Origin of the sequence: Variovorax beijingensis (assembly GCF_007828835.1) — a bacterium.
Taxonomy (GTDB): Bacteria; Pseudomonadota; Gammaproteobacteria; order Burkholderiales; family Burkholderiaceae_C; genus Variovorax; species Variovorax beijingensis_A.
Genome location: NZ_VIVL01000007.1, coordinates 223,390 through 247,145 on the forward strand (window position 1 = coordinate 223,390; position 23,756 = coordinate 247,145).

General features: G+C 68.8%; 23 protein-coding genes. 6 read left to right on the forward strand and 17 right to left on the reverse strand.

Annotation, left to right across the window (positions count from 1 at the left end; translation table 11 throughout):
- Positions 1-10 precede the first annotated feature (10 nt).
- From FB547_RS21010 to apbC, 13 genes are all read right to left on the reverse strand, one after another.
- On the reverse strand, positions 11-244 hold the full coding sequence (locus FB547_RS21010) for a formate dehydrogenase (protein ID WP_145745618.1): 234 nt from the start codon (positions 242-244) through the stop codon (positions 11-13).
- A gap of 109 nt (positions 245-353) precedes the next feature.
- Positions 354-971: a molecular chaperone gene (locus tag FB547_RS21015; RefSeq protein WP_145745620.1), complete on the reverse strand. Its 618-nt coding sequence runs from the start codon at positions 969-971 to the stop codon at positions 354-356.
- The gene (locus FB547_RS21020) at positions 968-3,106 is read right to left on the reverse strand and encodes a 4Fe-4S dicluster domain-containing protein (RefSeq protein WP_261380347.1); all 2,139 of its coding nucleotides are present in this window, start codon (positions 3,104-3,106) and stop codon (positions 968-970) included. Before FB547_RS21020 ends, FB547_RS21015 begins: the two co-directional genes overlap by 4 nt.
- A complete protein-coding gene (locus FB547_RS21025) occupies positions 3,030-3,686 on the reverse strand; it encodes a DUF3306 domain-containing protein (protein ID WP_145745622.1) in 657 nt (218 codons plus the stop codon). Before FB547_RS21025 ends, FB547_RS21020 begins: the two co-directional genes overlap by 77 nt.
- Complete coding sequence (locus FB547_RS21030; protein WP_062365734.1) at positions 3,679-4,248, reverse strand: DUF3305 domain-containing protein; 570 nt, start codon at positions 4,246-4,248, stop codon at positions 3,679-3,681. Before FB547_RS21030 ends, FB547_RS21025 begins: the two co-directional genes overlap by 8 nt.
- Before the next feature lie 7 nt (positions 4,249-4,255).
- On the reverse strand, positions 4,256-5,053 hold the full coding sequence (locus FB547_RS21035; RefSeq protein ID WP_145745624.1) for an ABC transporter ATP-binding protein: 798 nt from the start codon (positions 5,051-5,053) through the stop codon (positions 4,256-4,258).
- The gene (modA, locus tag FB547_RS21040) at positions 5,050-5,802 is read right to left on the reverse strand and encodes a molybdate ABC transporter substrate-binding protein (protein ID WP_145745626.1); all 753 of its coding nucleotides are present in this window, start codon (positions 5,800-5,802) and stop codon (positions 5,050-5,052) included. Before modA ends, FB547_RS21035 begins: the two co-directional genes overlap by 4 nt.
- Before the next feature lie 40 nt (positions 5,803-5,842).
- Entirely contained in the window at positions 5,843-6,526 is a 684-nt protein-coding gene (modB, locus tag FB547_RS21045) for a molybdate ABC transporter permease subunit (protein WP_145745628.1), read from the reverse strand.
- A gap of 111 nt (positions 6,527-6,637) precedes the next feature.
- Positions 6,638-6,985 carry a winged helix-turn-helix domain-containing protein gene (locus tag FB547_RS21050; protein ID WP_021008748.1) on the reverse strand — a complete coding sequence of 116 codons (348 nt, stop codon included), beginning with the start codon at positions 6,983-6,985 and terminating at the stop codon, positions 6,638-6,640.
- Positions 6,986-7,070: 85 nt separating this feature from the next.
- Positions 7,071-9,944 (reverse strand): formate dehydrogenase subunit alpha, encoded by a 2,874-nt coding sequence (fdhF, locus tag FB547_RS21055; protein ID WP_145745629.1) that lies wholly within the window; start codon positions 9,942-9,944, stop codon positions 7,071-7,073.
- On the reverse strand, positions 9,941-11,686 hold the full coding sequence (locus FB547_RS21060) for an NAD(P)H-dependent oxidoreductase subunit E (protein WP_186454217.1): 1,746 nt from the start codon (positions 11,684-11,686) through the stop codon (positions 9,941-9,943). Before FB547_RS21060 ends, fdhF begins: the two co-directional genes overlap by 4 nt.
- Positions 11,687-11,924: 238 nt before the next feature.
- The gene (locus FB547_RS21065; RefSeq protein WP_145745633.1) at positions 11,925-12,869 is read right to left on the reverse strand and encodes a LysR substrate-binding domain-containing protein; all 945 of its coding nucleotides are present in this window, start codon (positions 12,867-12,869) and stop codon (positions 11,925-11,927) included.
- Positions 12,870-12,883: 14 nt separating this feature from the next.
- The gene (apbC, locus tag FB547_RS21070; RefSeq protein ID WP_145745635.1) at positions 12,884-13,975 is read right to left on the reverse strand and encodes an iron-sulfur cluster carrier protein ApbC; all 1,092 of its coding nucleotides are present in this window, start codon (positions 13,973-13,975) and stop codon (positions 12,884-12,886) included.
- Between the two features lie 102 nt (positions 13,976-14,077).
- On the opposite strand from apbC, the gene FB547_RS21075 reads away from it, so the two are divergent.
- Positions 14,078-15,271 carry a patatin-like phospholipase family protein gene (locus FB547_RS21075; protein WP_145745637.1) on the forward strand — a complete coding sequence of 398 codons (1,194 nt, stop codon included), beginning with the start codon at positions 14,078-14,080 and terminating at the stop codon, positions 15,269-15,271.
- A gap of 49 nt (positions 15,272-15,320) precedes the next feature.
- Here FB547_RS21075 and FB547_RS21080 read toward each other — a convergent pair whose 3' ends face one another.
- Genes FB547_RS21080 through FB547_RS21090 form a run of 3 tightly spaced genes read right to left on the reverse strand, consistent with a single transcriptional unit; the run spans position 15,321 to position 17,828 of the window.
- On the reverse strand, positions 15,321-16,004 hold the full coding sequence (locus tag FB547_RS21080) for a YceH family protein (protein WP_145745639.1): 684 nt from the start codon (positions 16,002-16,004) through the stop codon (positions 15,321-15,323).
- Positions 16,005-16,051: 47 nt separating this feature from the next.
- The gene (locus tag FB547_RS21085) at positions 16,052-16,768 is read right to left on the reverse strand and encodes a phosphodiester glycosidase family protein (protein ID WP_145745641.1); all 717 of its coding nucleotides are present in this window, start codon (positions 16,766-16,768) and stop codon (positions 16,052-16,054) included.
- Positions 16,769-16,796: 28 nt separating this feature from the next.
- Complete coding sequence (locus FB547_RS21090) at positions 16,797-17,828, reverse strand: isocitrate/isopropylmalate dehydrogenase family protein (RefSeq protein ID WP_145745643.1); 1,032 nt, start codon at positions 17,826-17,828, stop codon at positions 16,797-16,799.
- A gap of 259 nt (positions 17,829-18,087) precedes the next feature.
- Between FB547_RS21090 and metG the strand changes: the two genes are divergently transcribed.
- The 4 genes from metG to FB547_RS21110 all read left to right on the forward strand — a co-directional run bounded on the left by metG (position 18,088) and on the right by FB547_RS21110 (position 22,985).
- Positions 18,088-20,178: a methionine--tRNA ligase gene (gene metG, locus FB547_RS21095; protein ID WP_145745645.1), complete on the forward strand. Its 2,091-nt coding sequence runs from the start codon at positions 18,088-18,090 to the stop codon at positions 20,176-20,178.
- Positions 20,179-20,221: 43 nt separating this feature from the next.
- On the forward strand, positions 20,222-20,977 hold the full coding sequence (locus FB547_RS21100) for an enoyl-CoA hydratase/isomerase family protein (RefSeq protein WP_145745647.1): 756 nt from the start codon (positions 20,222-20,224) through the stop codon (positions 20,975-20,977).
- Between the two features lie 34 nt (positions 20,978-21,011).
- The gene (locus tag FB547_RS21105) at positions 21,012-21,236 is read left to right on the forward strand and encodes a hypothetical protein (RefSeq protein ID WP_145745648.1); all 225 of its coding nucleotides are present in this window, start codon (positions 21,012-21,014) and stop codon (positions 21,234-21,236) included.
- 72 nt (positions 21,237-21,308) lie between these two features.
- On the forward strand, positions 21,309-22,985 hold the full coding sequence (locus FB547_RS21110) for a SulP family inorganic anion transporter (protein WP_145745649.1): 1,677 nt from the start codon (positions 21,309-21,311) through the stop codon (positions 22,983-22,985).
- Here FB547_RS21110 and FB547_RS21115 read toward each other — a convergent pair.
- Positions 22,982-23,455: an outer membrane protein assembly factor BamE gene (locus FB547_RS21115; protein WP_145745728.1), complete on the reverse strand. Its 474-nt coding sequence runs from the start codon at positions 23,453-23,455 to the stop codon at positions 22,982-22,984. The genes FB547_RS21110 and FB547_RS21115 overlap by 4 nt on opposite strands.
- Positions 23,456-23,524: 69 nt before the next feature.
- Here FB547_RS21115 and FB547_RS21120 point away from each other — a divergent pair, with 69 nt between their 5' ends.
- Entirely contained in the window at positions 23,525-23,731 is a 207-nt protein-coding gene (locus tag FB547_RS21120) for a DUF3460 family protein (protein WP_015866864.1), read from the forward strand.
- Positions 23,732-23,756: the final 25 nt, after the last annotated feature.

The window sequence follows — 23,756 nt, forward strand, 5'->3', positions numbered from 1 at the left end:
ATCTTCCGCTTCAGGCCGAAGCGGTCTTGTAATAGCGCTTGACGTGTTCGCTCAGCGAATAGCCGCCGCCTTTTTCAGGCGCGGGCTTCGCCGCGGGCGCTGCGGCTTCGACGGCCGCCGCGGGGGTGTCGACCATCTTCGGAAGCACCGAAACCGCGGCAACCGCGGCACCGGCGCCGGCGGCACCTAGAAAGAAACCTCGACGCGAGGCCGGCTGGGTGCCGGCCGCTTGGCTGTCCTGCATGTGATCTCCAGGAGTGGCTGGGGGACAAACCAGATATGAACCGATTTGCATACATCTGGATACTAGTCGAGACCCTTATTCCCGACCATCAAGCTCTTCCTTTGAACGATCAACCGAGCATGTCGAAGCCCTGGACTTCGACCTCGGCGAAGGCCCGGGTGAAGCCGGCCAGCGACGCATAGAAATGCGCCTTCGGATGTTGGGCCACCGCATCGCACAGCGTCGGCAGCCACGACTGCAGGTGGGTGGCAAAAAAAGCCTGCTGCTGCGCGAGGTTGGCCACCGCCGCGTCGTCGCCGGCAATAAGGTAGCGCATCACCTCGAACAGGCAGGCAACATGGTCTTCGCTTTCGGACACGGCCTCGCCGCGCGCGAGCCCGAGCCGTGCCAGGTCGGTGCGCAGCTGCGCCAGCGGCTTGTCGTTGAGAAAGCCGCTCAGGTAGTGCGAGCCGAACAGGTAGATCTCGGGCTTGCCCATGCCGCCGAAGAGCGCGTCGTACTCGGCATGCACCGCGGCCGCGTCGGTGCCGCGCGCCGCGCCGACCAGCTGCCGCCAGGGCTCCTCGAGGAAGGCGCCGGCCGCGGGCGCCTCGGTGGGCGCCACGCCGAAGGCGCCGAGCAGCTCGGCGTCGGGCGCCGCATACCAGAGGCGCGCGAGCAGGCCGTAGACCTCGGCCCGCGCGATCTCCTCGTCGAGCGCCGAGGTCATGGGAGGAAATTCGCTCATAGCTGCGTGATCTTCATTTCGTTTTGCGCGCTGTACAGGTCGATCACCCGGCAGTCGCTGCACATCTTGAGCCGCTCGAGCGCCTCGCCCTGGAACATGGCGTGGCCCGCGAGCCTGCCGAGCATCGCCTCGATGGCCTTCTGCGTGCCGAAGGGCTTGCCGCAGCGGATGCAGGCCCAGGGCTTGGCCTCGTTGAGCACCACGGGCTGCTTGCGCTCGGGGGCGGCGAGCAGGCGCGGCACGAGCGCAATCGCGTTCTCGGGGCAGGTGGTTGCGCACAGCCCGCACTGCACGCAGTTCTTCTCGATGAAGCGCAGCTGCGGCGCATTCTGGTTGTCCTGCAGCGCGCTCGCGGGGCAGGCGCTCACGCAGGCCAGGCACAGCGTGCAGCTGTCCCTGTTGACCGTGACCGCGCCAAAGGGGGAGCCGGCGGGCAGTGCGATTTCAAGCGCTGCAGCGGCATCGGCAGGCGGCGCCGAAAGCGCCGGCGCCTGTGCCATCAGGTGGTCGAGCGTCATCTCGAGCGTGCCGCGCTTCTCGGCGCCCACGGCAAAGCGCGCGGCAGCGGCGGGCACGCGCTGGCGCGTGGCGCGCAGGCCCGCCAGGGCCGCATCGAGTGCCGCCGGCGTGCCAGCCTCGACCAGGTGGAAGTGGGTGCCGGAGTAGCCCAGGCCCGTCAGCAGCGCCTGCGCGACGGCCATCTGCTTCTTCAGCGCTTCGAGGTATTGCGGCGCCTCCTCGCCGATGGCGAGCACCGCCACCTGCGAGGCGCCGAAGGCGATGGCGCTGAGCCACAGGTCGATGCCGGTGCTCGCAACATGCATGAGCGCCACCGGCAGCACGTGCGCGGGCACGCCGGCGAGGCCGTCGCGCTTGCCGCGCCCCAGCTGGGCCGCGCGGCCGAGCTGTTCGATGAGCACCTGCCCGCCCTCTTCGCTGTGCAGCAGCACCGTGGCGTCGCGGCCGCCGGCCCCAAGATAGGTGGCGAGCAGCGTGCGCAGCTTGCGGCCCTGGTCGGGCGTGCGCGGGTAGGTGTAGCCCAGCGCACCGGTCGGGCACACGGTGGTGCAGGCGCCGCAGCCCACGCACAGCTGCGGATTGACGACGATGCGCTGGCGCTCCTTGTCGCTCGAGATGGCATGCGCCGAGCAGACCTCGACGCAGGCGTTGCAGCCCACCACCTCGTTGCGGCTGTGGGCGCAGAGCTTCTGCTTGTAGTCGAAGAATTTCGGCTTTTCGAATTCACCCACCAGCTCGCGCAGGCGCAGCACGGTCGACAGACCCTCGGCATGCGCCAGCCCACCGGCCAGGTGGAAATAGCCCTGCGGCGGCGCATGCCAGTCGATCAGCGCGTTCGCACCCAGGTCGAGCACCAGGTCGAACTCGGCATCGAGCGCCTCGGACGCGCGGCCGAAGTGGATGGCGCCGGCTACGCTGCAGGCTTTTTCGCAGTCGCGGTGCGAGGTGCACTTCGCCATGTCGATCTGGTAGTCGAGCCCGATCGCCTGCTCGGGGCAGGCGCTCAGGCACGCATTGCAGCGCGTGCACAGATCGAGGTCGATGGGGTTGTCGCGCGTCCACCGCAGCGAAAAGGCGCCGAGCCAGCCCGTGAGCGATGCGATGCGCCCCGCCATCACGGGCCAGCGGCGTTCCTGGGCGCCGCCGGCGGCGCCGGGGCCGGTGGAGAAGATGGAGACCTGCAGCGAATCGGCCACCAGCGCGGCGGCCTTCTCGGCCGCATCGAGCGGGCCGACGATCAAGAGCCGGCCCCGGCTCGCGTAGCTCACGGTCGCAACCGGATCGGGCTCGGGCAGGTGGGCCGCGGCCAGCAGCGCGGCGATCTTGGGGCTCGCGCTCTTGGCGTCGCGGCTCCAGCCGCCGGTTTCGCGGATGTTCACGAAGCGGATCGGCGAGGTTGCGCCCTCGGTCTGTTCGGCCAGCTCGGTGAACAGCCTGCGCTCCTGCGTGCAGGCCACCACCACGTCGTCGCCCGAGCGGATGGCGCGCTGGAAAGCCGGCGCCTCGCGGCGGCACAGGGTGGAATGAAGGGGCAGCGGCTCAGCCAGCGCCGCGCCGAGCGTCTTCGGCTCGAGCGGCATCGTCTGGTTGCAGTCGCAGATCAGCGTTGTGGTCATCGGTCTTCTGGCTTGCGGGCTGCGCATCTGCAACCTGCTGGCTGGGGAGGAATTCCTCCGGAGGCTGGGACTGTGCCACGTCCGGCGGTGCGGCGCCTTGCGGGGTTTCCGCGGGGACAGCGGGTTCCTGCTGTTGCGCCTCGGCCTCTTCCTCGTGCTCGAACAGCCTGAGGAACTTGGCGCTGGCCATCTGGCGCAGCACGCTGTCGGGAATCGGCGTCGATTGGGAGTAGTCGTCGACGTAAGTGTCCATGCCGTCCATCACATTGAACTGCGGGTCGGCAAAGAGCTTTCTAAATGCCGTGTTTTTAACCTCTGGCGCGACGTTCCTGGCCATGAAGGGCCGGAAGTCGGACTCGGGCGTGAGCGCCTGTGCGTCGGCGAGCGTGGGCGGGGGGATTTCCGCTTGCCCTTCGGCGGGAAGGCCGGCCGCGGGGCTCGCAGCTGCGGTCACAGGCGTTGGGGTTTCGACGCGCGCACCGGCCGCCTCTTCCACCTCTTGCACGGCGGGAGGAGGCGAGAGCTCTTCGCGCGCTTCCTTCTTGCGGCGCGACCAGCGGTCGAAGAAATTCTCAGACATCGCCCGCTCCGCGCCCGCGCTTCTTCTCGGTCGACACGCTGGCCGCATTGCCGAAGCGGTCGACCAGCGGACGGAAGCTCTCGGGCCGCTTGCGGCGCTTGGGCTCGATCACGTAATGCGCCTGCACGAAGCCGCGCATCCACTCGATCACCTCCTCGGGCGCGGGCACCTGCTCCACCGTTTCCTGCGCGTCGAGCCAGCGGCCGGCCTCGTTGTAGCTGAGGCTCACCACCACCGGCCGCGCGATCGGCTCGTCGGCCACCGTGGGCTCTTCCTCCATGCGCCACAGCACGAACCAGCAGGGCGCGGGCGTGGTGGCGTTCAGGTGGTAGCCCTCCACGTCGTCGCGGAACAGCTCGGTCTTGAAGCCGGGGTGCAGCCAGCGCTGCGCGCTCTCGTTCGCCTCGAGCAGGCGCGGCTCGGTGCCGAAGCCGGGCTGGTCGGGGCCGACGCTTTCGAGAATCCAGCGCCAGGACTGCCAGCGGCTCTCGACGCGCTCGCGGCGCATCACGACGGCAACGTCGATGGAAGGATTCATGCGGCGATCGTAGCGCCGCCGCATGCCGCTTTCAGCTTGAGGGGCATCCGGCATCCTGCAGCAGCAGGCCGCGCAGCTTTCGATGCAGCGGCGAAGCCTCGGCGGCCGGCACGCCGCCCGCCTCGCGCAGCGCGAAATCGCGGCTCTGCGCGTTGTGCAGGTCGATCTCGCGCACCACCTGGCCGTCGCTGTAGACGAAGGCCACGTCGGCCAGCGCCAGCACGTCCTCGATGTCGTGCGTGATCATCAGCACGGGAATCCCCCATTGACGGCTGACCTGCGCGAGTTCGCGGCGCAGTTCGCTGCGCAGCATGGGGTTGAGCGCGGCAAAGGGCTCGTCGAGCAGCAGCACCTGCGGCTGGCAGGCCAGCGCGCGGGCCAGCGCCACGCGCTGCTGCTGGCCGCCCGAGAGCTTCTGCGGCCGGCTGTCGGCAAGCGCCGCCAGGCCAAAGCCTTCGAGCAATGCCTGCACCCGCTCGGCCTCGCGCGGCGGCAGCCTCCGCCGGTGCCAGGCGGTCAGGCCGAACGCCACGTTCTCGCGCACCGACAGGTGCGGGAACAACGCGTAGTTCTGGAACAGATAGCCGATGCGCCGCGCCGGCGCGGGCACGTCGATGCCGCGGGCGGAGTCGTAGAGCGTGCGGCCGTCGAGCCGCACATGGCCCGCGGACGGATGCAGCAGTCCCGCGATGGCCTGCAAGGTGAGCGTCTTGCCCGCGCCCGAAGGGCCGTAGAGCGCGGCAAAAGGCACGTCCGTCGCAAAGCGCGCTGCCAGGTCGAAGCGGCGCGTGCCGTCGGTGACCGTGAGCTTCAGGTCGACGTCGATCATGGCTTGCCGAAGCCGTGGCGCGCGAGCACCTCGCGCGCGGCGTCGCTGGAAAGAAAGGCCACGAAATCGCCGGCCAGGGTTTTCTGGCGGCTGTCGGCGACCACCGCGACCGGGTAGGTCACCGGCATGGTGGCCGCCGGCGCGAAGGCGACCCGGACCTTCTCGCTCATCACGCCCGCATCGGTGCGGTAGACGAAGCCGGCCTCGACCTCGCCGCGGGCCACGTAGTCGAGCACCTGGCGCACGCTGTCGGCCTGCACGAACTTGGGCTCGAGCACGCTCCAGAGCCCCGCGCCTTCCAGCACCTGCCGTGTGTAGCGGCCGACCGGCACGGTGGCTGTCTTGCCGACGGCAATCCTCCGGACGCCCGCGCCGGAAAGGTCCTGCAGCGACTTGACGCCGGCCGCGCCCTTGGCCGGCTCGATCAGCACCAGGGCGTTGCTCGCGAAGTTGCGGCGCGTGGCCGCATCGATGAGCTTCTGTTCGGCGGCGCGGCCCATGGTCTCCTGGTCGGCGCTTGCGAACACGTCGACCGGCGCGCCCTGCCCGATCTGCTGCAGCAGCACGCCCGAGGCCGCGAAATTGAAGCGCACCGTGGCGCCCGGCGTCGCGGCCTCGAACTTCGGGCCGAGCTCCTTGAACGCGTCCGTCAGGCTGGCGGCCGCGGACACGGTGATCTGCTGGGCCGCCGCGCCCAGCGGCAGCACCATGGCCAGCACAAGAGGCAGAAGAAGACGCAACGCACGCATGGACGGGTTTCCTGGTTTTCCTGGTTGGGGAGTGGATCGCTCAGCGCAGCGAGAAGAAGCGGTTCGACAGCACCAGCACGGTGACCGACAGCAGCGAGGTCACCACCACCAGCAGCAGCGCGAGGTCGTCGTGGCCGGCCTGCACCGCGTCGTAGATGGCCATCGACAGGGTCTGGGTCTGCTGCGGAATGGAGCCCGCCACCATCAGCGAGGCGCCGAATTCGCCCATGGCGCGCGCGAACGCGAGCAGGGTGCCGGCCAGGATGCCGGGCCAGGCCAGCGGCAGCGTCACGCGCAGAAAAACCGAGAGCGGCGACTGGCGCAGCGTGCTGGCGGCGGCTTCGAGCGAGCGGTCCACGCCCGCGAAAGCGGCGCTGGCCGACTTCAGCACCAGCGGCAGCGCCACCACGGCCGACGCCACCACGGCCCCATGCCAGCTGAAGATGATGCTGTAGTCGAAATGCTCGCGCAGCCAGCTGCCGAGCGGGCTGTGGCGCCCCGCCGCCACCAGGATGGCATAGCCGATGACCGTGGGCGGCAGCACCAGCGGCAGCATGAACACCGCCTCGAGCACCATGCGGCCCGGGAACCGCTTGCGCGCGAACACCCAGCCCAGCGCCACGCCGGCAACGAGCGCCAGCAGGGTCGCGACCGCGGCCACCTTGAGCGACAGCACCAGCGGGAACCAGTCGGCCGAGGCGATGAGGGAGTTCGTCGTATTCATGAAGATACAACGCAATTGTTGCACGAACGGACCTTCCCCCACGCAGGGGCGTCCGTGGCAGGTGCAGGAGGATGGCGCCGATATCCCTTCGGATACAGCGCGTGGAACAGTTCAGGGTGCCAGCAGGCGCGTCAGCGCGCGCACGTCGGCCGCCGTGGCCAGGCGCGCGGCGTTCTCAATGGCACGGTAGTGCTTGACGATTTCCTCGCCCACCGGGGTGAGCGCGGTGCCGCCGCCGCGCGAGCCGCCGGCCGCGGTGTTCACGGCCGGGGAACTCAGGGCGTGGTTCATCTCATCGATCAGCATCCAGGCACGCCGGTACGACATGCCCAGCTGGCGCGCCGCGGCCGAGATCGAGCCGGTTTCCGCCACCGCCTCCAGCACGGCGATCTTGCCGGGGCCGATGGCGATGCTGTCGTCCCTGTAGATGCGCAGGCGGAACTGGACTCTGGTTTTCATGCCGGTGGTGATGCGAAGGAACGGTGCGGGAGGAGCTTGGCGCCAAGGTTAAACCATGGCCCCCGCTTCCGCCTCCGCCCCGCCCTCAGTCCACCGCCGCGAGCACGCCCGAGCCGGTGCCGTAGCCGGCCGCCGCCATCGGCTGGCCGCCGCGCGCGATGCGCACCGCGCAATACTTGAACTCCGGGATCTTGCCCATGGGATCGAGCGCGGCATTGGTCATCAGGTTGGCCGCCGCCTCGTAGTAGGCAAAGGGAACGAACACCGCGCCGCTGGGCGTGCCGTCGTCGCGCCGCACGTGGATGGCCACCTCGCCGCGGCGCGACTGGATGGTGATCACGTCGCCGGCCTCGAGCCCGAGCTTCAGCAGGTCGGCCTGGTTCATCGAAGCCGTGGCCATAGGCTCGAGCGCATCGAGCACCGTGGCGCGCCGCGTCATGCTGCCCGTGTGCCAGTGCTCGAGCTGGCGTCCCGTGATGAGCACGAAGGGGTATTCGGCATCGGGCCGCTCGTCGGCCGGAATGATGTCGGCGGGCACCAGTTTCACGCGGCCGTCGGCCGTGGGGAAGTCGTCGATGAACACCGTGGGCTGGCCCGGGTCGTCCTCGCTCAGGCAGGGGTAGGTCACGCTCGAGTCGCGCTGCAGCCGCTCCCAGCTGATGCCGCTGATGACCGCATGCATGGCCTGGCGCATCTCCTCGTAGACCGCGGCCACGCCCGATTCCTCGCCCTCGTAGTTCCACTGCAGGCCCATGCCCCGGGCGATCTGCTGGATGATCCAGAGATCGGGCCGCGCGTCGCCCGGCGGGTTGAGCGCGCGCTTTCCGAGCTGCACCATGCGGTCGGTGTTGCTTACCGTGCCGGTCTTCTCGGGCCAGGCGCTCGCGGGCAGCACCACGTCGGCGAGCCAGGCGGTCTCGGTCATGAAGATGTCCTGCACCACCAGGTGCTCGAGGCTCGCGAGCGCATGGCGCGCATGGTTCAGGTCCGGGTCGCTCATGGCCGGGTTCTCGCCCATGATGTACATGCCGCGCACCTTGTGCGGATCGGTGTCGGGCGCGAGCGCCTTGTGCATGATCTCGACCACGGTGTAGCCCGGCGTCGCGTCCAGCGGCGTGCCCCAGAAGTTCTCGAACCACGCATGCACCGCCGGGTTGTCGACGCGCTGGTAGTTGGGGAACATCATCGGGATCAGGCCCGCGTCGCTCGCGCCCTGCACGTTGTTCTGGCCGCGCAGCGGATGCAGGCCCGAGCCCGGCTTGCCGATCTGGCCGGTGACGGTGGCCAGCGCGATGAGGCAGCGCGCGTTGTCGGTGCCGTGCACGTGCTGGCTCACGCCCATGCCCCAGAGGATCATCGAGCCCTTGGCGGTGGCAAAGGCCCGCGCCACTTCGCGCAGCGTTTCCGCCGGCACGCCGCAGATGGGCGCCATCGCCTCGGGGCTGTAGCCCTTGACGTTCTCGCGCAGCGCCTCGTAGTTGCTGGCGCGCGTGCGCACGAACTCCTGGTCGACCAGGCCTTCGTCGATCACGGCATGGATCAGCGCATTGAGCATGGCCACGTCGGTGTCGGCCTTGAACTGCAGCGTGCGCCAGGCATGGCGGCTGATGTCGGTGCGGCGCGGGTCGGCCAGCACGATCTTGGCGCCGCGCTGGGCGGCGTTCTTCATCCAGGTGGCCGCCACCGGATGGTTGGCCGTGGGGTTGGAGCCGATGACGAAGATCAGCCCCGCATGCTCCACGTCGTTGACCTGGTTGCTCACCGCGCCCGAGCCCACGCCTTCGAGCAGCGCCGCCACGCTGGAGGCGTGGCACAGCCGCGTGCAGTGGTCGATGTTGTTGCTGCCGAAGCCCGTGCGCACGAGCTTCTGGAACAGGTAGGCCTCCTCGTTGCTGCCCTTGGCCGAGCCGAAGCCCGCGAGCGACTTGGGTCCGTAGCCGTCGCGCAGCTGAGAGAGCTTGCCGGTGGTGAGCGCGAGCGCCTCTTCCCAGGTGGCCTCGCGGAAATATTCGCTCCAGTCGTCCGGCCGCGGCGTGTCGCCGAAGTCCTTCGGCACGCCGGCCTTGCGGATCAGCGGCTTGGTCAGGCGCTGCGGATGGTGCGCGTAGTCGAAGCCGAAGCGGCCCTTCACGCACAGGCGGTTATGGTTGGCCGGGCCGTCGCGGCCGTCGACGCTGACGATCTTTTCGTCCTTCACGTTGTAGGTCACGAGGCAGCCCACGCCGCAGAACGGGCACACCGAATCGACCTTGCGGTCGACCTGCTGCGAGCCAATGTGGCTCTTGGGCATCAGCGCGCCGGTCGGGCAGGCCTGCACGCATTCGCCGCAGGCCACGCAGGTGCTGTCGCCCATCGGGTCGTCCAGGTCGAACACGATCTTGCTGTCGCCGCCGCGCAGCGCATAGCCGATGACGTCGTTGACCTGCTCCTCACGGCAGGCGCGCACGCAGCGGTTGCACTGGATGCAGGCATCGAGGTTGACGGCCATCGCGGGATGCGAGATGTCGGCCTTGGGCTGCTCGCGGCGCAGCGCCTTGAGTTCGGGCCGCACCGCGATGTCGAGCTTCTTCGCCCAGGCGCTGAGCTCGCCGTGCTGCTGGGTGGCGTCGTCGCCGATCCACTTGTAGCCGGCGTCGGGCATGTCGGACAGCAGCATCTCGACCACCATCTTCTGGCTCTTGAGCGCGCGCTCGCTGGTGGCCTTCACTTCCATGCCGGCCGTCACGTTGCGGCAGCAGCTGGGTGCGAGCGTACGCTCGCCCTTCACCTCGACCACGCAGGCGCGGCAGTTGCCGTCAGCGCGGTAGCCGTCCTTGAAGCACAGGTGGGGAATCTCGACGCCGTGGCGCTCGGCCGCCTTGTAGATGGTCTCGCCGTCGAAGGCCTGGATGGCTTGGCCGTCGAGCGTGAATTCGATGGTTTGCGGCATCAGCTCCGCGAGCTTGGACGGGGCGTTCATGCCACCTCCTCCGGGAAATATTGCTGGATGCAGCGGATCGGGTTGGGGGCCGCCTGGCCGAGCCCGCAGATGGAGGCATCGCCCATCACCTGCGCCAGGTCTTCGAGCGTGGCGTTGTCCCATACCGGCGCATGCATCAGTGCCGCGGCCTTGGCGGTGCCGACGCGGCAGGGCGTGCACTGGCCGCAGCTCTCGTGCTCGAAGAAGCGCATCACGTTGAGCGCGGCGTCTCGGGCGCGGTCGTGCTGGCTCAGCACCATCACGGCAGCCGAGCCGATGAAGCAGCCGTAGGGCTGCAGCGTGTCGAAGTCGAGCGGAATGTCGTTCATGCGCGCCGGCAGGATGCCTCCCGAGGCACCGCCCGGCAGGTAGGCGTACAGCGAGTGGCCATCGAGCATGCCGCCGCAGTATTCGTCGATGAGCTCCTGCACCGTGATGCCCGCGGGTGCGAGCTTGACGCCCGGGTGCTTCACGCGGCCGCTCACGCTGAAGCTGCGCAGGCCCTTGCGGCCGTGGCGGCCGAAGCCGCTGAACCAGGCCGCACCTTTTTCGACGATGTCGCGCACCCAGTAGAGGGTTTCGAAGTTGTGCTCCAGCGTCGGGCGGCCGAACAGGCCCACCTGCGCGATGTAGGGCGGGCGCATGCGCGGTTCGCCGCGCTTGCCCTCGATGCTTTCGATCATGGCCGACTCTTCGCCGCAGATGTAGGCGCCCGCGCCGCGCCGCAGCTCGATGCGCGGCAGCGCGCAGGGCGGATCGGCCTGCAGCCGGGCCAGCTCGGTTTCGAGCAGCGCGCGGCAGTCGTGGTATTCGTCGCGCAGGTAGATGTAGCACTGCTCGATGCCGACGATCTGTGCCGCCACCACCAGGCCTTCGAGAAAACGGTGCGGGTCGCGCTCGAGATACGTGCGGTCCTTGAAGGTGCCGGGCTCGCCTTCGTCGATGTTCACCGCCATGAGCCGGGGCGCGGGCTGGTCGCGCACGATGCGCCACTTGCGCCCGGCCGGAAAGCCCGCGCCGCCCAGGCCGCGCAGGCCCGAGTCTTCCATGGTCTTGATGATGGCTTCGGCGTCTTCCTCGCCGTTGACGAGCGCGGATGCGAGCGCGTAGCCGCCGTGCGCGCGGTAGGTGGCGTAGTCGGTGAAGGCCGGCATGCGTTCGATGGCGCCGGGCAGCGGCGAGATGCTTTTCTCGGCGAACGCGGCTGCGTCGAAATACGCGACCGTGGCTTCGTCGGGATCGGACTTCAGGGCCTGCAGCACCTTGGCCGTGGTCGCAAGCGGCACGGCCTGCCGGTCGACGGCCACTGCGGGCGCCTGCTCGCAGCGGCCGATGCAGGGCGCCGCAATCACGCGCACGTCGCCGCCCTCGACGCCGAGCAGTTCGGGCAGCCGCGCCATCAGGTCCTTCGCACCGGCCAGTTCGCAGGCCAGGCCGTCGCACACGCGGACCGTGAGGCCCGGCGCCGCTTCGTCGCCGCGCACCACTTCGAAGTGGTGATAGAAGGTCGCCACCTCGTAGACCTCGGCCATGGGAATGTTCATTTCCCGTGCCAGCGCCACCAGGTGGCGGTCGTGCAGGCAGCGGAAGGCGTCGTTGAGCTTGTGCAGGTGCTCGATGAGCAGGTCGCGCCGGTGGCCCTCGGCCGGACGCGCGCCGATCAGCGTGCGCACTTCGACGAGCGCCGCTTCCTCGGGCTGGCGGCCCTTGAGCTTGCTCTTGCGGCGGATGCGCTCGCGCATCTCGTCGGCGGTGGCGAGCGGCACGATGGTGTGCGTGCTGGCCGCCTTTGTTGTTGTCTCGCGGGTCGTGGCTGGGTGGTTGTTCACTGCCTGGGCCTTTTTTCGATGTCTCGGAAATGCCCCAACAATGCTTGAGGCTGACCGAGTGTGTGGGGCGGCCCTGGGCGCGTCAAATTCGATCGGCACATCGATCGATTCAATAACTAAATGGCCGTCCGGGGCGGCCGCCGCACCGAGGCTATTCGCCGAGGGCGCCGCTGTGCAGCCGCACCTGCTCGCGCCATGCCGGCGTCTGCAGGAACACCAGGGCGGCATCGAGCGCGCGCGAGGGGCGCACGCCGGTCTGGGTCATGAAGCCCAGCGGGGTCTTGACCTCGGGAGCGACCAGCGGCAAGGCCTCCAGCTCGCGGTAGCTGCGCACGGCCGCCACCATCGACCCCGGCAGCACGCTGCTCACGGTGCCCGCGAGCACGGCCAATGCAAGGGTAAGTACCGAGTTGGTCTCGATCGCCGGCTCCAGCGCAATGCCGGCGTCGCGCAGCGCCTGGTCGATGATGGAGCGGTTGTGCATGTCGGGCGTGAGCAGGCACAGCGGCCGCTGGCCGGCCTCGGCCCATGACATCGGCTGGCCGATGCGCAGCCGGTCGGCCGAGGGCCTGGCCGCGCGCCGCAGCAGGAAGTAGTGCTCCACGCTCTGCGGCCAGGCCGTGAGCTTGATGCCAGGCAAATGCATGCGCTCGGTATAGCCGAGCGCGAGGTCGACCGAGAGGCTTTCGAGCCCCGTTTCCAGGTCTTGCGAGCTCATCGAGAGCACCGCCGGCACGATGCCCGGGTGCAGCTCGTGCAGCATCGCGGCAAAGCGCGACAGCATCGGAATGGCGGTGGGCACCGCCGCCATGCGCAGCCGTCCGCGCGGATGGCCCTCTTCGCTGCGCAGCTCCTGCTGCAGCACCTCGTTGTCGCGCAGCATGCGCTGGGCCGTGGCCAGCACCCGCTCGCCTTCGTGCGTGAGCCCCACGTAGACGCGCGCACGCTTGACGATGACCACGCCGAATTCGCTTTCGAGCGAGCGCAGCGCGTTCGAAAGCGCCGGCTGCGTGATGTGGCAGGCCTGCGCCGCGCGTCCGAAATGCTTGTGCTCGCTGAGCGCAACCAGATAGCGCATCGACGCGAGAAGATTCACGGGCGCGCCGCCGATCAGGTGTTCTTGCTGATGGAGATGGTCGGGAACTTCGCCGAGAAGTCCTTGGCCTTCTCGGCGATGCCCACCGCCACCTGCCGTGCGACGGCCTTGTAGATGCCGGCCACTTCGCCGTCGGGGTCGGCCACCACGGTCGGCTTGCCGCTGTCGGCCTGCAGCCGGATGTTGATGTCCAGCGGCAGCGCGCCCAGGTATTCCATCTGGTACTGCTCAGCCATCTTCTTGCCACCCTCGGAGCCGAAGATGTGCTCGACGTGGCCGCAGTTGGAGCAGATGTGCACCGCCATGTTCTCCACGATGCCCAGGATCGGCACGCCGACCTTCTCGAACATCTTGATGCCCTTCTTGGCATCGAGCAATGCGATGTCCTGCGGCGTGGTGACGATCACGGCGCCGGTCATCGGCACCCGCTGCGAAAGGGTCAGCTGGATGTCGCCGGTGCCGGGCGGCATGTCGACGATCAGGTAGTCGAGGTCTTTCCAGTTGGTCTGGCGCAGCAGCTGCTCCAGCGCCTGGGTGGCCATGGGGCCGCGCCAGATCATGGCCTCGTCCTGGTCGACCAGGAAGCCGATCGACATGACCTGCACGCCGTGGTTCTCGAGCGGCTCCATGGTCTTGCCGTCCTCGCTCTCGGGCCGGCCCTCGATGCCCAGCATCATCGGCTGGCTCGGGCCGTAGATGTCGGCGTCCAGCAGCCCGACGGCCGCGCCTTCGGCGGCCAGCGCCAGCGCCAGGTTGGCCGCCGTGGTGCTCTTGCCCACGCCGCCCTTGCCGGACGCCACCGCGATGATGTTCTTCACGTTGGGCATCAGCTGCACGCCGCGCTGCACCGCATGGCTGATGACCTTGGTCGTGATGTTGACCGAGACGTTGCTCACGCCCGGCACCGTCTTTGCCGCTGCCACCAGCGCCTTGCGCATGGCCGCGTGCTGGCTCTTGGCCGGGTAGCCGAGCTCGAGGTCGAACGACACGTCGCCCTCCGATATCTGCAGGTTCTTGAGCGACCGGGTCGCCACGAAATTCTTGCCGGTGTTGGGGTCTGCGACGGCCTTGAGCGCGTCCATGATCCCTTCTGGGGTGAGTGCCATTGATCTAACTCCTGAATGGCGGGTAGTCTAGTGGGTCTCATGGCTCGCCCCCGGGTGCGCACGCTTCGCCTTTCCCCCACCGGGGACAACGACACCAATCCAATGCCAGAGACACCCCCCGCCACCGGTCTCCTGCTCACCGGCGGCGGCGCCCGGGCCGCCTACCAGGTCGGCGTGCTCGAGGCCATTGCCGGGATCCGGCGCGTGGCGGGCTTTGCCGGCCAGCGCAATCCCTTCGAAGTGATCACGGGCACCTCGGCCGGCGCGATCAATGCGGCCGCGCTGGCCTGCGGCGCCGACGACTTCGAAGGGGCCGTCGAGCGCATCGCGCAGGTCTGGCGCGACTTCCACGCCGGGCAGGTCTACCGCGCCGACTCGCTCTCGGTGCTCGGCAGCGGCACGCGCTGGCGCATGCTGCTCGGGCTCGGGCGCTTTGCCGCCAACTGGATGCGCATCAAGCCGCGCTCGCTGCTGGACAACGCGCCGCTGGCCGAGCTGCTGGCGCGCATGGTGCCGCTCGAGCGCCTGCCGCAGCTCATGCGGCAGGGCCACCTGCAGGCGCTGGCCGTGACCGCATCGAGCTACAGCTCGGGCGAGCACGTCACCTTCTTCGAGGCCGCGGTGCCGATGGAGCCCTGGGTGCGCTCGCAGCGGCTGTCGGTGCGCGACCGCATCAGCCACGCGCACCTGCTGGCCTCCTCGGCCATTCCCTTCGTGTTTCCGGCCACCGCGCTGCCGATGCAGGGGCATACCGAATATTTCGGCGACGGCTCGATGCGCCAGTCGGCCCCCATCGCGGCGGCCATCCACCTCGGCGCCCGGCGCATCCTGGTGATCGGCGCGGGCCGCATGCACGAGCCGCGCGACGCCGACGCGCCCAACACCTACAGCGGCTATCCCACCATGGCGCAGATTGCGGGCCATGCGCTGTCGAGCATCTTTCTCGACGCGCTGGCGGTGGACATCGAGCGGCTGCGGCGCATCAACCACACGCTCGGCCTGATTCCCGAGGAAGCGCGCGCATCGAGCACGCTGCGCCCGCTCGACCTGCTGGTGATCGCGCCGTCGGAGCGCCTGGACGTGATTGCGGCGCGCCATGTCGATGCGCTGCCCGGCGCGGTGCGCCATCTGCTGGGCGGCTCCAGGGTTGCGGCCGATGTGAAGGGCGGCGCGCTCGCGAGCTACCTGCTGTTCGAGGCCGGCTACACGCGCGAGCTGATGGCGCTCGGGCGGGCCGACGCGATGCGCCAGCAGGGCGAGGTGCTGCGCTTCTTCGGGTGGGATGCGGCGGTCTGAAGCCGATCAGCGTGCACTGCAGCTCTCGGCGGGAACACACCTCGAGGCGCTAACCCGCTTCGGAAATCCCGAGCTCCGAGCACACCCGTCCCACCAGCGCCTTCAGCGATGCGAGTTCGGCCTCGAGCCGCGCCACGTTGGCCTTGAGGGCGGCCACCTCGCCGAGCGACGCATCGTGCGATGCATGCGCCCCGTCGGCCGATGCGCCCGGCCCGGCCAGTTCTTCCGCCGGCGCGCCGCTCAAAAGATGCGCCCAGCGGCTTTCGCGCGCACCCGGCAGGCGCGCGAGCTTGACCACCAGCGCGCCGGCCGGGCGCTCCGCCAGTTCGTCGAGAAAGCCCTCGACCGACGAGATGTCGGCGAAGTTGTGCATGCGGTCGCAGGCAATGCGCAGTTCGCCCGCCGTTTGCGGCCCGCGCAGCATCAGCACGGTGAGCAGGATCACCGACTGCGACGGAATGCGCAGCACGCGGTCGATGTTGTGCTCGTAGCGGAACGCCCGGCCGCCGCTGGTTTCGGCCACCAGGCTGTAGCCCTTGAGGCTGTCGATGGCGGCCTGCACCTGGGCCTCGCTCAGTTCGAGCACCGGGTTGCGGCTGGTCTTCTGGTTGCAGCCGGACACCAGCGAATTGAGCGTCAGCGGATAGCTGTCGGGCACGGTGCGCTGCTTCTCGGCCAGCACGCCGAGCACGCGGGTTTCGACGAGCGAAAGAATGGGAAGGGCCTGGGTCATTGCGGAAGGAATCCTGAATGAAAACGATGGCGGCAAAGGCCGCTTGTTCACGGCACCGCCACGCCGAGTATCGGTCCCAGCTCCCTGGTGAAGTCGCTGCGCCCGAGCGCGGGCGAATGCAGCGCGGAGACGGTGCCGTCGAGGTAGAGCGCGTCGCGCACATGCAGCACGTCGCGGAAATAGCGCGCGAACTCGTAGAAATTCACCGGCTGCTCGCTGATCACGAAGATCGCCGTGTGGCCCGACACGCCCACGCCGTTGCGGATCTTGCGCGAATCCGAATTCGGGATGAAGGCGGGATGCACCACGCCGCGGCGCAGCAGCAGCGGGCCCGACTGGGTCGCCAGCCGGACGCCCCTGGACAGCGCCGGGTACTCCGACGACTCGACCACGCGCGGCCGCCCCTCGCCCGACACCAGGAACACGCCGTTCGGCTTGAGGAAGAAGTTGCCCGTGCCGGCCGCCAGGTTGAGCGGCGCCACTTCCTGCCCCTCCTGCACCAGCAGGCCGACGGGGGAAAAATCGGCGTGGTACATGCCGGCGTTCATCGCGAACACGAGTTGCCGGTTGCGCGCGGCGAGCCAGGCTTCGAGGCGGTCGAGGCGCTTGAACGGGGCGCCCGTGTCGTCGCGCAGGAACAGCTCGAGCCGTTCCCGGCGCAGATCGATCTTCACGACGGTATAGCGCGGTTCGGCGGCTGCCGCGGAGGCCAGGCCGGCCGCACCAGCCACGCACAGGGCCAGCAGTAGCAGCAGCTTTCTCATCGAACCCCGCAGCCGCGGCGCACCTGCTTCAGCCGTTTTGAATGCGGCTGACCAGTGCCTTGGTGAATGCCGCCGTGCCAGCGCTGCCGCCGAGGTCGCCAGTGCGCACCTTGTCGATGTTGAGCGTGTCGTCGATGGCCTTGCGCAGGCGCGCGGCCAGCTCGGGCAGCCTGACGTGCTCGAGCATCAGCGCGGCGGCCAACAGCAGTGCCGTGGGATTGGCGATGCTCTTGCCGGCGATGTCGGGCGCCGAGCCGTGCACGGCCTCGAAGATCGCCGCATCGGCGCCGATGTTGGCGCCGGGCGCCATGCCCAAGCCGCCCACCAGGCCCGCCACCAGGTCGGACAGGATGTCGCCGAACAGGTTGGTCGTCACCAGCATGTCGAACTGCCACGGATTGAGCACCAGCTTCATCGCGCAGGCGTCGACGATGATGGTGTCGAGCTCGAACTTGCCCTTGTACTTTTCTTCGTAGAGCCGCAGGCCCGTCTCCAGGAACAGGCCGGTCAGCACCTTCATGATGTTGGCCTTGTGCACCAGCGTGACCTTCTTGCGGCCGGTGGCCACGGCGGTCTCGAAGGCGTATTCGAGCAGGCGCAGGCAGCCCTGGCGCGTGTTGATGCCGGTGGCCATGCCCACGGCATGCGGGTCGCCGTCGATGCGCACATAGTGCTCGTGGCCGATGTACAGGCCTTCGAGGTTCTCGCGCACGACCATCAGGTCGATCTTGTCGAAGCGGCCGCCCGGAATGATGGTGCGCGCGGGGCGCAGGTTGGCATAGAGCTGGAATTCCTCGCGCAGCCGCACGTTCGACGAGCGGTAGCCGCCGCCCGAGGGCGTCTCCAGCGGGCCCTTGAGGGCGAGGCGGGTGCGGCGGATGCTGTCCAGCGTGGCCTGCGGCAGCGGATCGCCCGAGGCCTGGACGCCGCCGAGGCCGGCAATCTGGCGGTCCCACTCGAAGGGCGCCTTCAGCGCGTCGAGCGCGGCCAGGGTGGCGTCGACGATTTCGGGGCCGATGCCATCGCCGGGAATCAGGGTTGCGGGAATGGGGGTGGTCATCGGAAACTCGCTTTCTGTATATCCATCTTGTATATCTCTTCGCCCTATCAGCAGAGAGGGCGTTCGCGAAATGCGCGGCATGGAGCATACGTCGCGCCGGAGACACCCCGGCACCTTGCGGGTCACTGGGTCCGCCCGGCGCGGCAAAACCGCTGATGCAGGCGCCCGGATCGACGGCATTCGGCATGCCGCGGTGCTGCCACCTAAAATGCCCGGTTCCCGCAAGTTCGTTCGCCACTCCCCGAAAGCGCCCTCCCCGATGTCCGCCCCGCGCAAGCTCTTCGTCACCACCGCCCTGCCGTATGCCAACGGCAAGTTCCACATCGGCCACATGATGGAATACATCCAGGCCGACATCTGGGTGCGGAACCAGCGAATGAATGGCGCCGAAGTCAACTTCGTCTGCGCCGACGACGCGCACGGCGCGGCCATCACCATCGCGGCCGACAAGGCCGGCGTGACGCCGCAGGCCTTCGTGGCCGAGATCGCCGCGGGCCGCAAGCCCTACCTCGACGGCTACTACATCTCGTTCGACAACTGGCACTCGACCGACGCGCCCGAGAACCACCAGCTCGCGCAGGACATCTACCGCGACCTGCGCGCCAACGGCCTCATCGAAACCAAGAGCGTCGAGCAGTTCTACGACCCCGAAAAGGGCATGTTCCTGGCCGACCGCTTCATCAAGGGCGAGTGCCCCAACTGCCATTCGAAGGACCAGTACGGCGACAACTGCGAGGTGTGCGGCGCCGTGTACGCGCCCACCGAGCTGATCAATCCCTACTCGGCGCTGTCGGGTGCCAAGCCCGAGCTGCGCAGCTCGGACCACTTCTTCTTCAAGCTCTCGGACCCGCGCTGCGAGGCCTACCTGAAGGAATGGACCGCCGCGCCCGGCCACGTGCAGTCCGAGGTGCAGAACAAGATCCGCGAGTGGCTCTACAAGGACGACGAAGGCAAGGGCGGCCTCGGCGACTGGGACATCAGCCGCGACGCGCCCTACTTCGGCATCGAGATTCCCGATGCGCCGGGCAAGTACTTCTACGTGTGGCTCGATGCGCCCGTGGGCTACCTGGCGTCGCTCAAGAACCTGCTCGACAAGCGCTGCATCGAGCTCGGCGGCGACGGCATCTCGTACACCGAGTACATGGCCGACCCCGACCTGGAGCAGGTGCACTTCATCGGCAAGGACATCATCACCTTCCACACCCTGTTCTGGCCCGCGATGCTGCACTTCAGCGGCCGCAAGGCGCCCGACGCGGTGTACGTGCACGGCCACCTCACGGTCAGCGGCGAGAAGATGAGCAAGAGCCGCGGCACCGGCATCGACCCGCTCAGGTACCTGTCGATCGGGCTCGACCCGGAGTGGCTGCGCTACTACATCGCGGCCAAGCTCAACGGCCGCAACGAGGACATCGACTTCAACCCCGAGGACTTCGTCGCGCGCGTCAACAGCGACCTCGTGGGCAAGTACATCAACATCGCGAGCCGCGCGGCGGGCTTCATCGGCAAGCGCTTCGGCGGCAAGCTGGGCGAGGTGTCGGCCGACGGCGACGCGCTGCTGTTCGCGCTGCGCGATGCGGCGCCGCAGCTGCATTCGCTCTACGACGGCCGCGACTACGCCCGCGCACTGCGCGAGGTGATGGCGCTGGCCGACAAGGTGAACGAGTACGTCGACCAGAACAAGCCCTGGGAGCTGGCCAAGAAGGAAGGCCAGGAGGCGCGGCTGCACGACGTGTGCACCGTGTGCATCGAGGCCTTCCGCCTACTCACGCTGTACCTGAAGCCGGTGCTGCCGGCGCTGGCGGCGAATGTCGAGGCCTTCCTGAAGATCTCGCCGCTGGCCTGGGCGGATGCGGCGCAATCGCTGCCCGCGGGCCATGCCATCGGCGAGTACAAGCACCTGATGCAGCGCGCCGACGCCAAGGTGGTCGACAAGCTGTTCGACGCGCCCGAGCCGGCGCCGGCCGCCGCCGTGGCGCAGGAAGCACTGCCGGGCGGCGAGGCCATTGCGCCCGCCATCACCATCGACGACTTCGCCAAGATCGACCTGCGCATCGCAAAGATCGTCGCCTGCGAGAAGGTCGAGGGCTCGACCAAGCTGCTGCGCCTGACGCTCGATGCGGGCGAAGGCAAGACCCGCAACGTGTTCAGCGGCATCGCCTCGGCCTACCAGCCGGAGCAGCTCGTGGGCAAGCTCACGGTGCTGGTCGCCAACCTGGCGCCGCGCAAGATGAAGTTCGGCATCAGCGAAGGCATGGTGCTGGCCGCGAGCCATGGCGACGAAAAGGCCCACCCCGGCATCCACGTGCTCGAGCCCTGGCCGGGCGCGACGCCGGGCATGCGCGTGCGCTGACGCAGAAGCTTGGCGACCCGCCAGGACTGATTTCAATACACCCATGCTTCCCACGCTCCAGATCGACGGCCACGCCGCCTACCTCACCCTGCGCCGTCCGCAGGCCGCCAACAAGCTGACGCCGGAGGACCTGCCGGCCATCGTCAGCCACCTGGAGGCGGTGAATGGCTCGCCGGACGTGCTGGTGCTGGTCGTGCGCTCGGAGGGCAAGTATTTTTGCAGCGGCTACGACATTTCAGAGGTCGCCGCCAGCAGCCAGACCGAGGGCCGCAGCTTCGGCGAGATGGTCGATGCGCTGGAAAACTGCCGTCCCGTCACCATCGCGGCGGTGCACGGCGGCGTCTTCGGCGGCGCCACCGACCTGGTGCTGGCCTGCGACTTCCGCGTGGGCGTGCGGGCCGCCGAGATGTTCATGCCGGCCGTCCGGCTCGGCCTGCACTACTACCAGAGCGGCATGGAGCGCTATGTCTCCCGCCTCGGGCTGGACACGGCCAAGCGGCTCTTCCTGACCGCCGAGAAGCTCGACGGCAGCGCGATGCGCGAATGCGGATTCCTCACGCACCTGGCCGAGGACGCGGCGGCGCTCGACGCGGAGGTTCTGCGCCTGCGCACCACGCTCGCCGGGATGGCGCCACTTGCGCTTTTGGGCATGAAGAAGCACCTGAACCAGATCGCGCGCGGCACGGCCGACGCCGCCTCGATCCAGCGCGAGGTGCAGCGCACTGTCGCATCCGAAGACCTGGCCGAGGGCGGCCGCGCCTGGCGCGAGAAGCGCACGCCGGTCTTCAAGGGCCGCTGAGCGCGGCCGTAGGCGCACGGTGCAAAATCCGCGCATGCAAAGCCCTCGCTCCCGCTTCCGACCTTTCGTGTTCGCCGCGCTCAGCCTCGTGGGCGCCCTGCTGCTGGGCGGCTGCGCCGTGGTCACCGTGGCCGGCACCGCCGTGAGCGTGGGCGCCGGCGCGGTCGGCCTCGCGGCGGATGCCGCCATCGGCACCGCGCGCATCACCGGCAAGGCCGTGGGCGCGGCCGCCGACGCGGTGATTCCAGACAGCGACTGAGCCGTCAGCGCCCCGGCGCGCTGTCCACAAGCCTTCCCGCGCACGCTGCGCGCGGGTCACAATGGGCGCCACATGCAGTCACCGCTGAACATCACCCGCTTCCGCCCGCGCCTGCTGGACGCCATGGCGAGCTACAGCCGGGAGCGCTTCTTCAAGGACCTGGGGGCAGGCGCCACGGTGGGCATCGTGGCGCTGCCGCTGGCCATGGCCTTTGCCATCGCCTCCGGGCTCAAGCCCGAGGCCGGCATCTGGACGGCAATCATCACGGGCTTGCTGATCTCGCTGCTGGGCGGCTCGGCGGTGCAGATCGGCGGGCCGGCCGGCGCCTTCATCGTGATCGTCTACGGCATCGTCGAACGCTATGGCGTGGCGAACCTGCTGATTTCCACCGCCTGCGCCGGCGTGCTGCTGTTCGCGGCGGGGTTGTTCGGGCTCGGGCGGCTGGTGCGCTTCGTGCCGCTGTCGATCGTGGTCGGGTTCACCAACGGCATCGCGGTGCTCATCCTGCTGTCGCAGCTCAAGGACCTGCTCGGGCTCACGGTCGCCAAGATGCCGGCGGACGTGTTCTCGCAGCTGCATGCCATGGCGCTGCAGATCGGCACCTTCAATCCCTATGCCTTCGCGCTCGGACTGGCCTGCCTGGCCGGCCTCGCGATCTGGCCGCTGCTGCTGAGCGACGAATCGAAGGTGGGCCATGCGGTGCAGCGCCTGGCCGGGCGCATGGCGCGCACGCGCGCGGTTCAGGCGGGTGCGCGCATGCCGGGGCCGATCGTCGCGCTGGTCACGCTCACGCTGGTGTCGTGGGGCTTCAACCTGCCGGTGGAAACCATCGGCACGCGCTTCGGCGGCATTCCCGAAGGCCTGCCGGCCTTTGCGCTGCCCGACTTTTCGTGGGAGACGGTCAAGCAGCTGGTCACGCCGACGCTGACCATCGCGATCCTGGGCGCCATCGAGTCGCTGCTGTGCGCGCGCGTGTCGGACCAGGTCAGCGGCCAGCCGCGCCACGACCCGAACCAGGAGCTGATGGCTCAGGGCATCGCCAACGTGGTGGCGCCTTTCTTCGGCGGCATGCCGGCCACCGGCACCATCGCGCGCACGGTGACCAACATCCGCTCGGGCGCCAGTTCGCCGATCGCGGGCATCGTGCATGCACTCACGCTGATGGTGGTGGTGCTGCTGGCCGCGCCGCTCGCGCGCCACGTGCCGCTCGCGGTGCTGGCGGGCATCCTGGTCTTCGTGGGCCTGAACATGGGCGAATGGCGCGAGTTCACGCCGGGGCAGCTGCGCCACTTCAGCCGCCACTACCGGCTGCTGATGCTCGGCACCTTCTTTCTCACGGTGGTGTTCGACCTGACGGTGGCGGTGCAGGTGGGCCTTGTGCTGGCCTGCGCGCTCTTCATCCGGCGCATGAGCGAGCTCTTCAGCGTCGAACTGGTCACGATGCAGCCGCCGGTGCTCACCTACCGGCTCTATGGGGCGCTGTTCTTCGGGGCGGCGGCCAAGCTGGACGAGGCCGTCAACGCCGCCGAAAGCGCGCCGCGCGGCATGACGGTGGTGCTCGACGCCACGCACCTCATCTACCTGGACGCCACGGGCGTCGATGCGCTGCGCCAGCTGCACCGCGCGGTGCTGGCGCGCGGCGGGCTGCTGCGGGTGGAGTCGCTGCAGCCGCAGCCGCTCGAGGTGATCGTGCGCTCGGGGTTTGCCGACGAGCTGACGAGCGGCCAGCCGCGCGCGGCGGAAGGCTAGTTGGCCTCGGTGCTCCGGTCGGGCGAAGAGCCGCTGCGCACCACGCGCTGGTCGTCGTTGAGCGTGGCAGTGAACACCATGGGCGAATTCGGCGGCTGGACCCAGCGCCACTCCCACTCGGTTTCGCGCTTGAGCGCATAGGGCGAGATCTTCGCGGGCTTGCCGAGCATCTTGCGCAGGTCTTCCATCATCATGCCCGGCTGCACCTTGGCGAAATTCTCGGGCGTGAGCACCTGGCGCAGCGCACTCATCTTGCCGTCGGCGCCGATGGTGATCATGTAGTTCTTCTGGCCCTGCGGCTGGCGGTTGTACTCGAACACGCGGCCGCTGGGCGCGTCCCAGATGTTCTCGGGCTGGCCGAACCGGGCGCGCACGTCGGCTTCGGTGGAGACGCCTTCCTCCAGTTCTGCGATGCGCTGGTTGTCGCAGCCCGCAAGCCCCATCACACCCGCCAGCAGTGCCGCCGCCATGCCGATCCGCCACTGTTTTCGCTGCTTCATTCCATCCCCGGTAAAATTCGCACCACAAAGGTCCAGTCTATGTCCATCTTCCGCCGCCCCCACTACACCTCCGAGATCACCAACTTCATCGAGGAGATGAAAGCCAAGAAGCCGACGCTGGAAGCCGAACAGCGTGCCGGCCGCGCCCTGCTCTGGGACAAGCACCTCGACCGCAGCCTGCTCGAGGAGTACAGCGAAGCCCGCGTGCCGCAGCAGCCCTACGTCTACCAGACCCAAGCCAAGTAATGGTGCCCAGCCGGCATCCATCGTG

Excerpts from the sequence above, each read along its gene's own strand:
- modB (WP_145745628.1), bottom strand. The coding sequence starts at position 6,526 with ATGAATACGACGAACTCCCTCATCGCCTCGGCCGACTGGTTCCCGCTG.
- FB547_RS21020 (WP_261380347.1), bottom strand. The coding sequence starts at position 3,106 with ATGACCACAACGCTGATCTGCGACTGCAACCAGACGATGCCGCTCGAG.
- FB547_RS21080 (WP_145745639.1), bottom strand. The coding sequence starts at position 16,004 with ATGACCCAGGCCCTTCCCATTCTTTCGCTCGTCGAAACCCGCGTGCTC.
- FB547_RS21060 (WP_186454217.1), bottom strand. The coding sequence starts at position 11,686 with ATGCGCGAGCGCATCCGCCGCAAGAGCAAGCTCAAGGGCCGCCAGCCC.
- FB547_RS21105 (WP_145745648.1), top strand. The coding sequence starts at position 21,012 with ATGCAAAGCCCTCGCTCCCGCTTCCGACCTTTCGTGTTCGCCGCGCTC.
- FB547_RS21025 (WP_145745622.1), bottom strand. The coding sequence starts at position 3,686 with ATGTCTGAGAATTTCTTCGACCGCTGGTCGCGCCGCAAGAAGGAAGCG.
- modA (WP_145745626.1), bottom strand. The coding sequence starts at position 5,802 with ATGCGTGCGTTGCGTCTTCTTCTGCCTCTTGTGCTGGCCATGGTGCTG.
- FB547_RS21100 (WP_145745647.1), top strand. The coding sequence starts at position 20,222 with ATGCTTCCCACGCTCCAGATCGACGGCCACGCCGCCTACCTCACCCTG.
- FB547_RS21090 (WP_145745643.1), bottom strand. The coding sequence starts at position 17,828 with ATGACCACCCCCATTCCCGCAACCCTGATTCCCGGCGATGGCATCGGC.
- FB547_RS21120 (WP_015866864.1), top strand. The coding sequence starts at position 23,525 with ATGTCCATCTTCCGCCGCCCCCACTACACCTCCGAGATCACCAACTTC.
- FB547_RS21035 (WP_145745624.1), bottom strand. The coding sequence starts at position 5,053 with ATGATCGACGTCGACCTGAAGCTCACGGTCACCGACGGCACGCGCCGC.
- FB547_RS21110 (WP_145745649.1), top strand. The coding sequence starts at position 21,309 with ATGCAGTCACCGCTGAACATCACCCGCTTCCGCCCGCGCCTGCTGGAC.
- apbC (WP_145745635.1), bottom strand. The coding sequence starts at position 13,975 with ATGGCACTCACCCCAGAAGGGATCATGGACGCGCTCAAGGCCGTCGCA.
- FB547_RS21030 (WP_062365734.1), bottom strand. The coding sequence starts at position 4,248 with ATGCGGCGGCGCTACGATCGCCGCATGAATCCTTCCATCGACGTTGCC.
- FB547_RS21075 (WP_145745637.1), top strand. The coding sequence starts at position 14,078 with ATGCCAGAGACACCCCCCGCCACCGGTCTCCTGCTCACCGGCGGCGGC.
- FB547_RS21015 (WP_145745620.1), bottom strand. The coding sequence starts at position 971 with ATGAGCGAATTTCCTCCCATGACCTCGGCGCTCGACGAGGAGATCGCG.
- FB547_RS21115 (WP_145745728.1), bottom strand. The coding sequence starts at position 23,455 with ATGGCGGCGGCACTGCTGGCGGGTGTGATGGGGCTTGCGGGCTGCGAC.
- fdhF (WP_145745629.1), bottom strand. The coding sequence starts at position 9,944 with ATGAACGCCCCGTCCAAGCTCGCGGAGCTGATGCCGCAAACCATCGAA.
- FB547_RS21050 (WP_021008748.1), bottom strand. The coding sequence starts at position 6,985 with ATGAAAACCAGAGTCCAGTTCCGCCTGCGCATCTACAGGGACGACAGC.
- FB547_RS21085 (WP_145745641.1), bottom strand. The coding sequence starts at position 16,768 with ATGAGAAAGCTGCTGCTACTGCTGGCCCTGTGCGTGGCTGGTGCGGCC.
- FB547_RS21010 (WP_145745618.1), bottom strand. The coding sequence starts at position 244 with ATGCAGGACAGCCAAGCGGCCGGCACCCAGCCGGCCTCGCGTCGAGGT.
- metG (WP_145745645.1), top strand. The coding sequence starts at position 18,088 with ATGTCCGCCCCGCGCAAGCTCTTCGTCACCACCGCCCTGCCGTATGCC.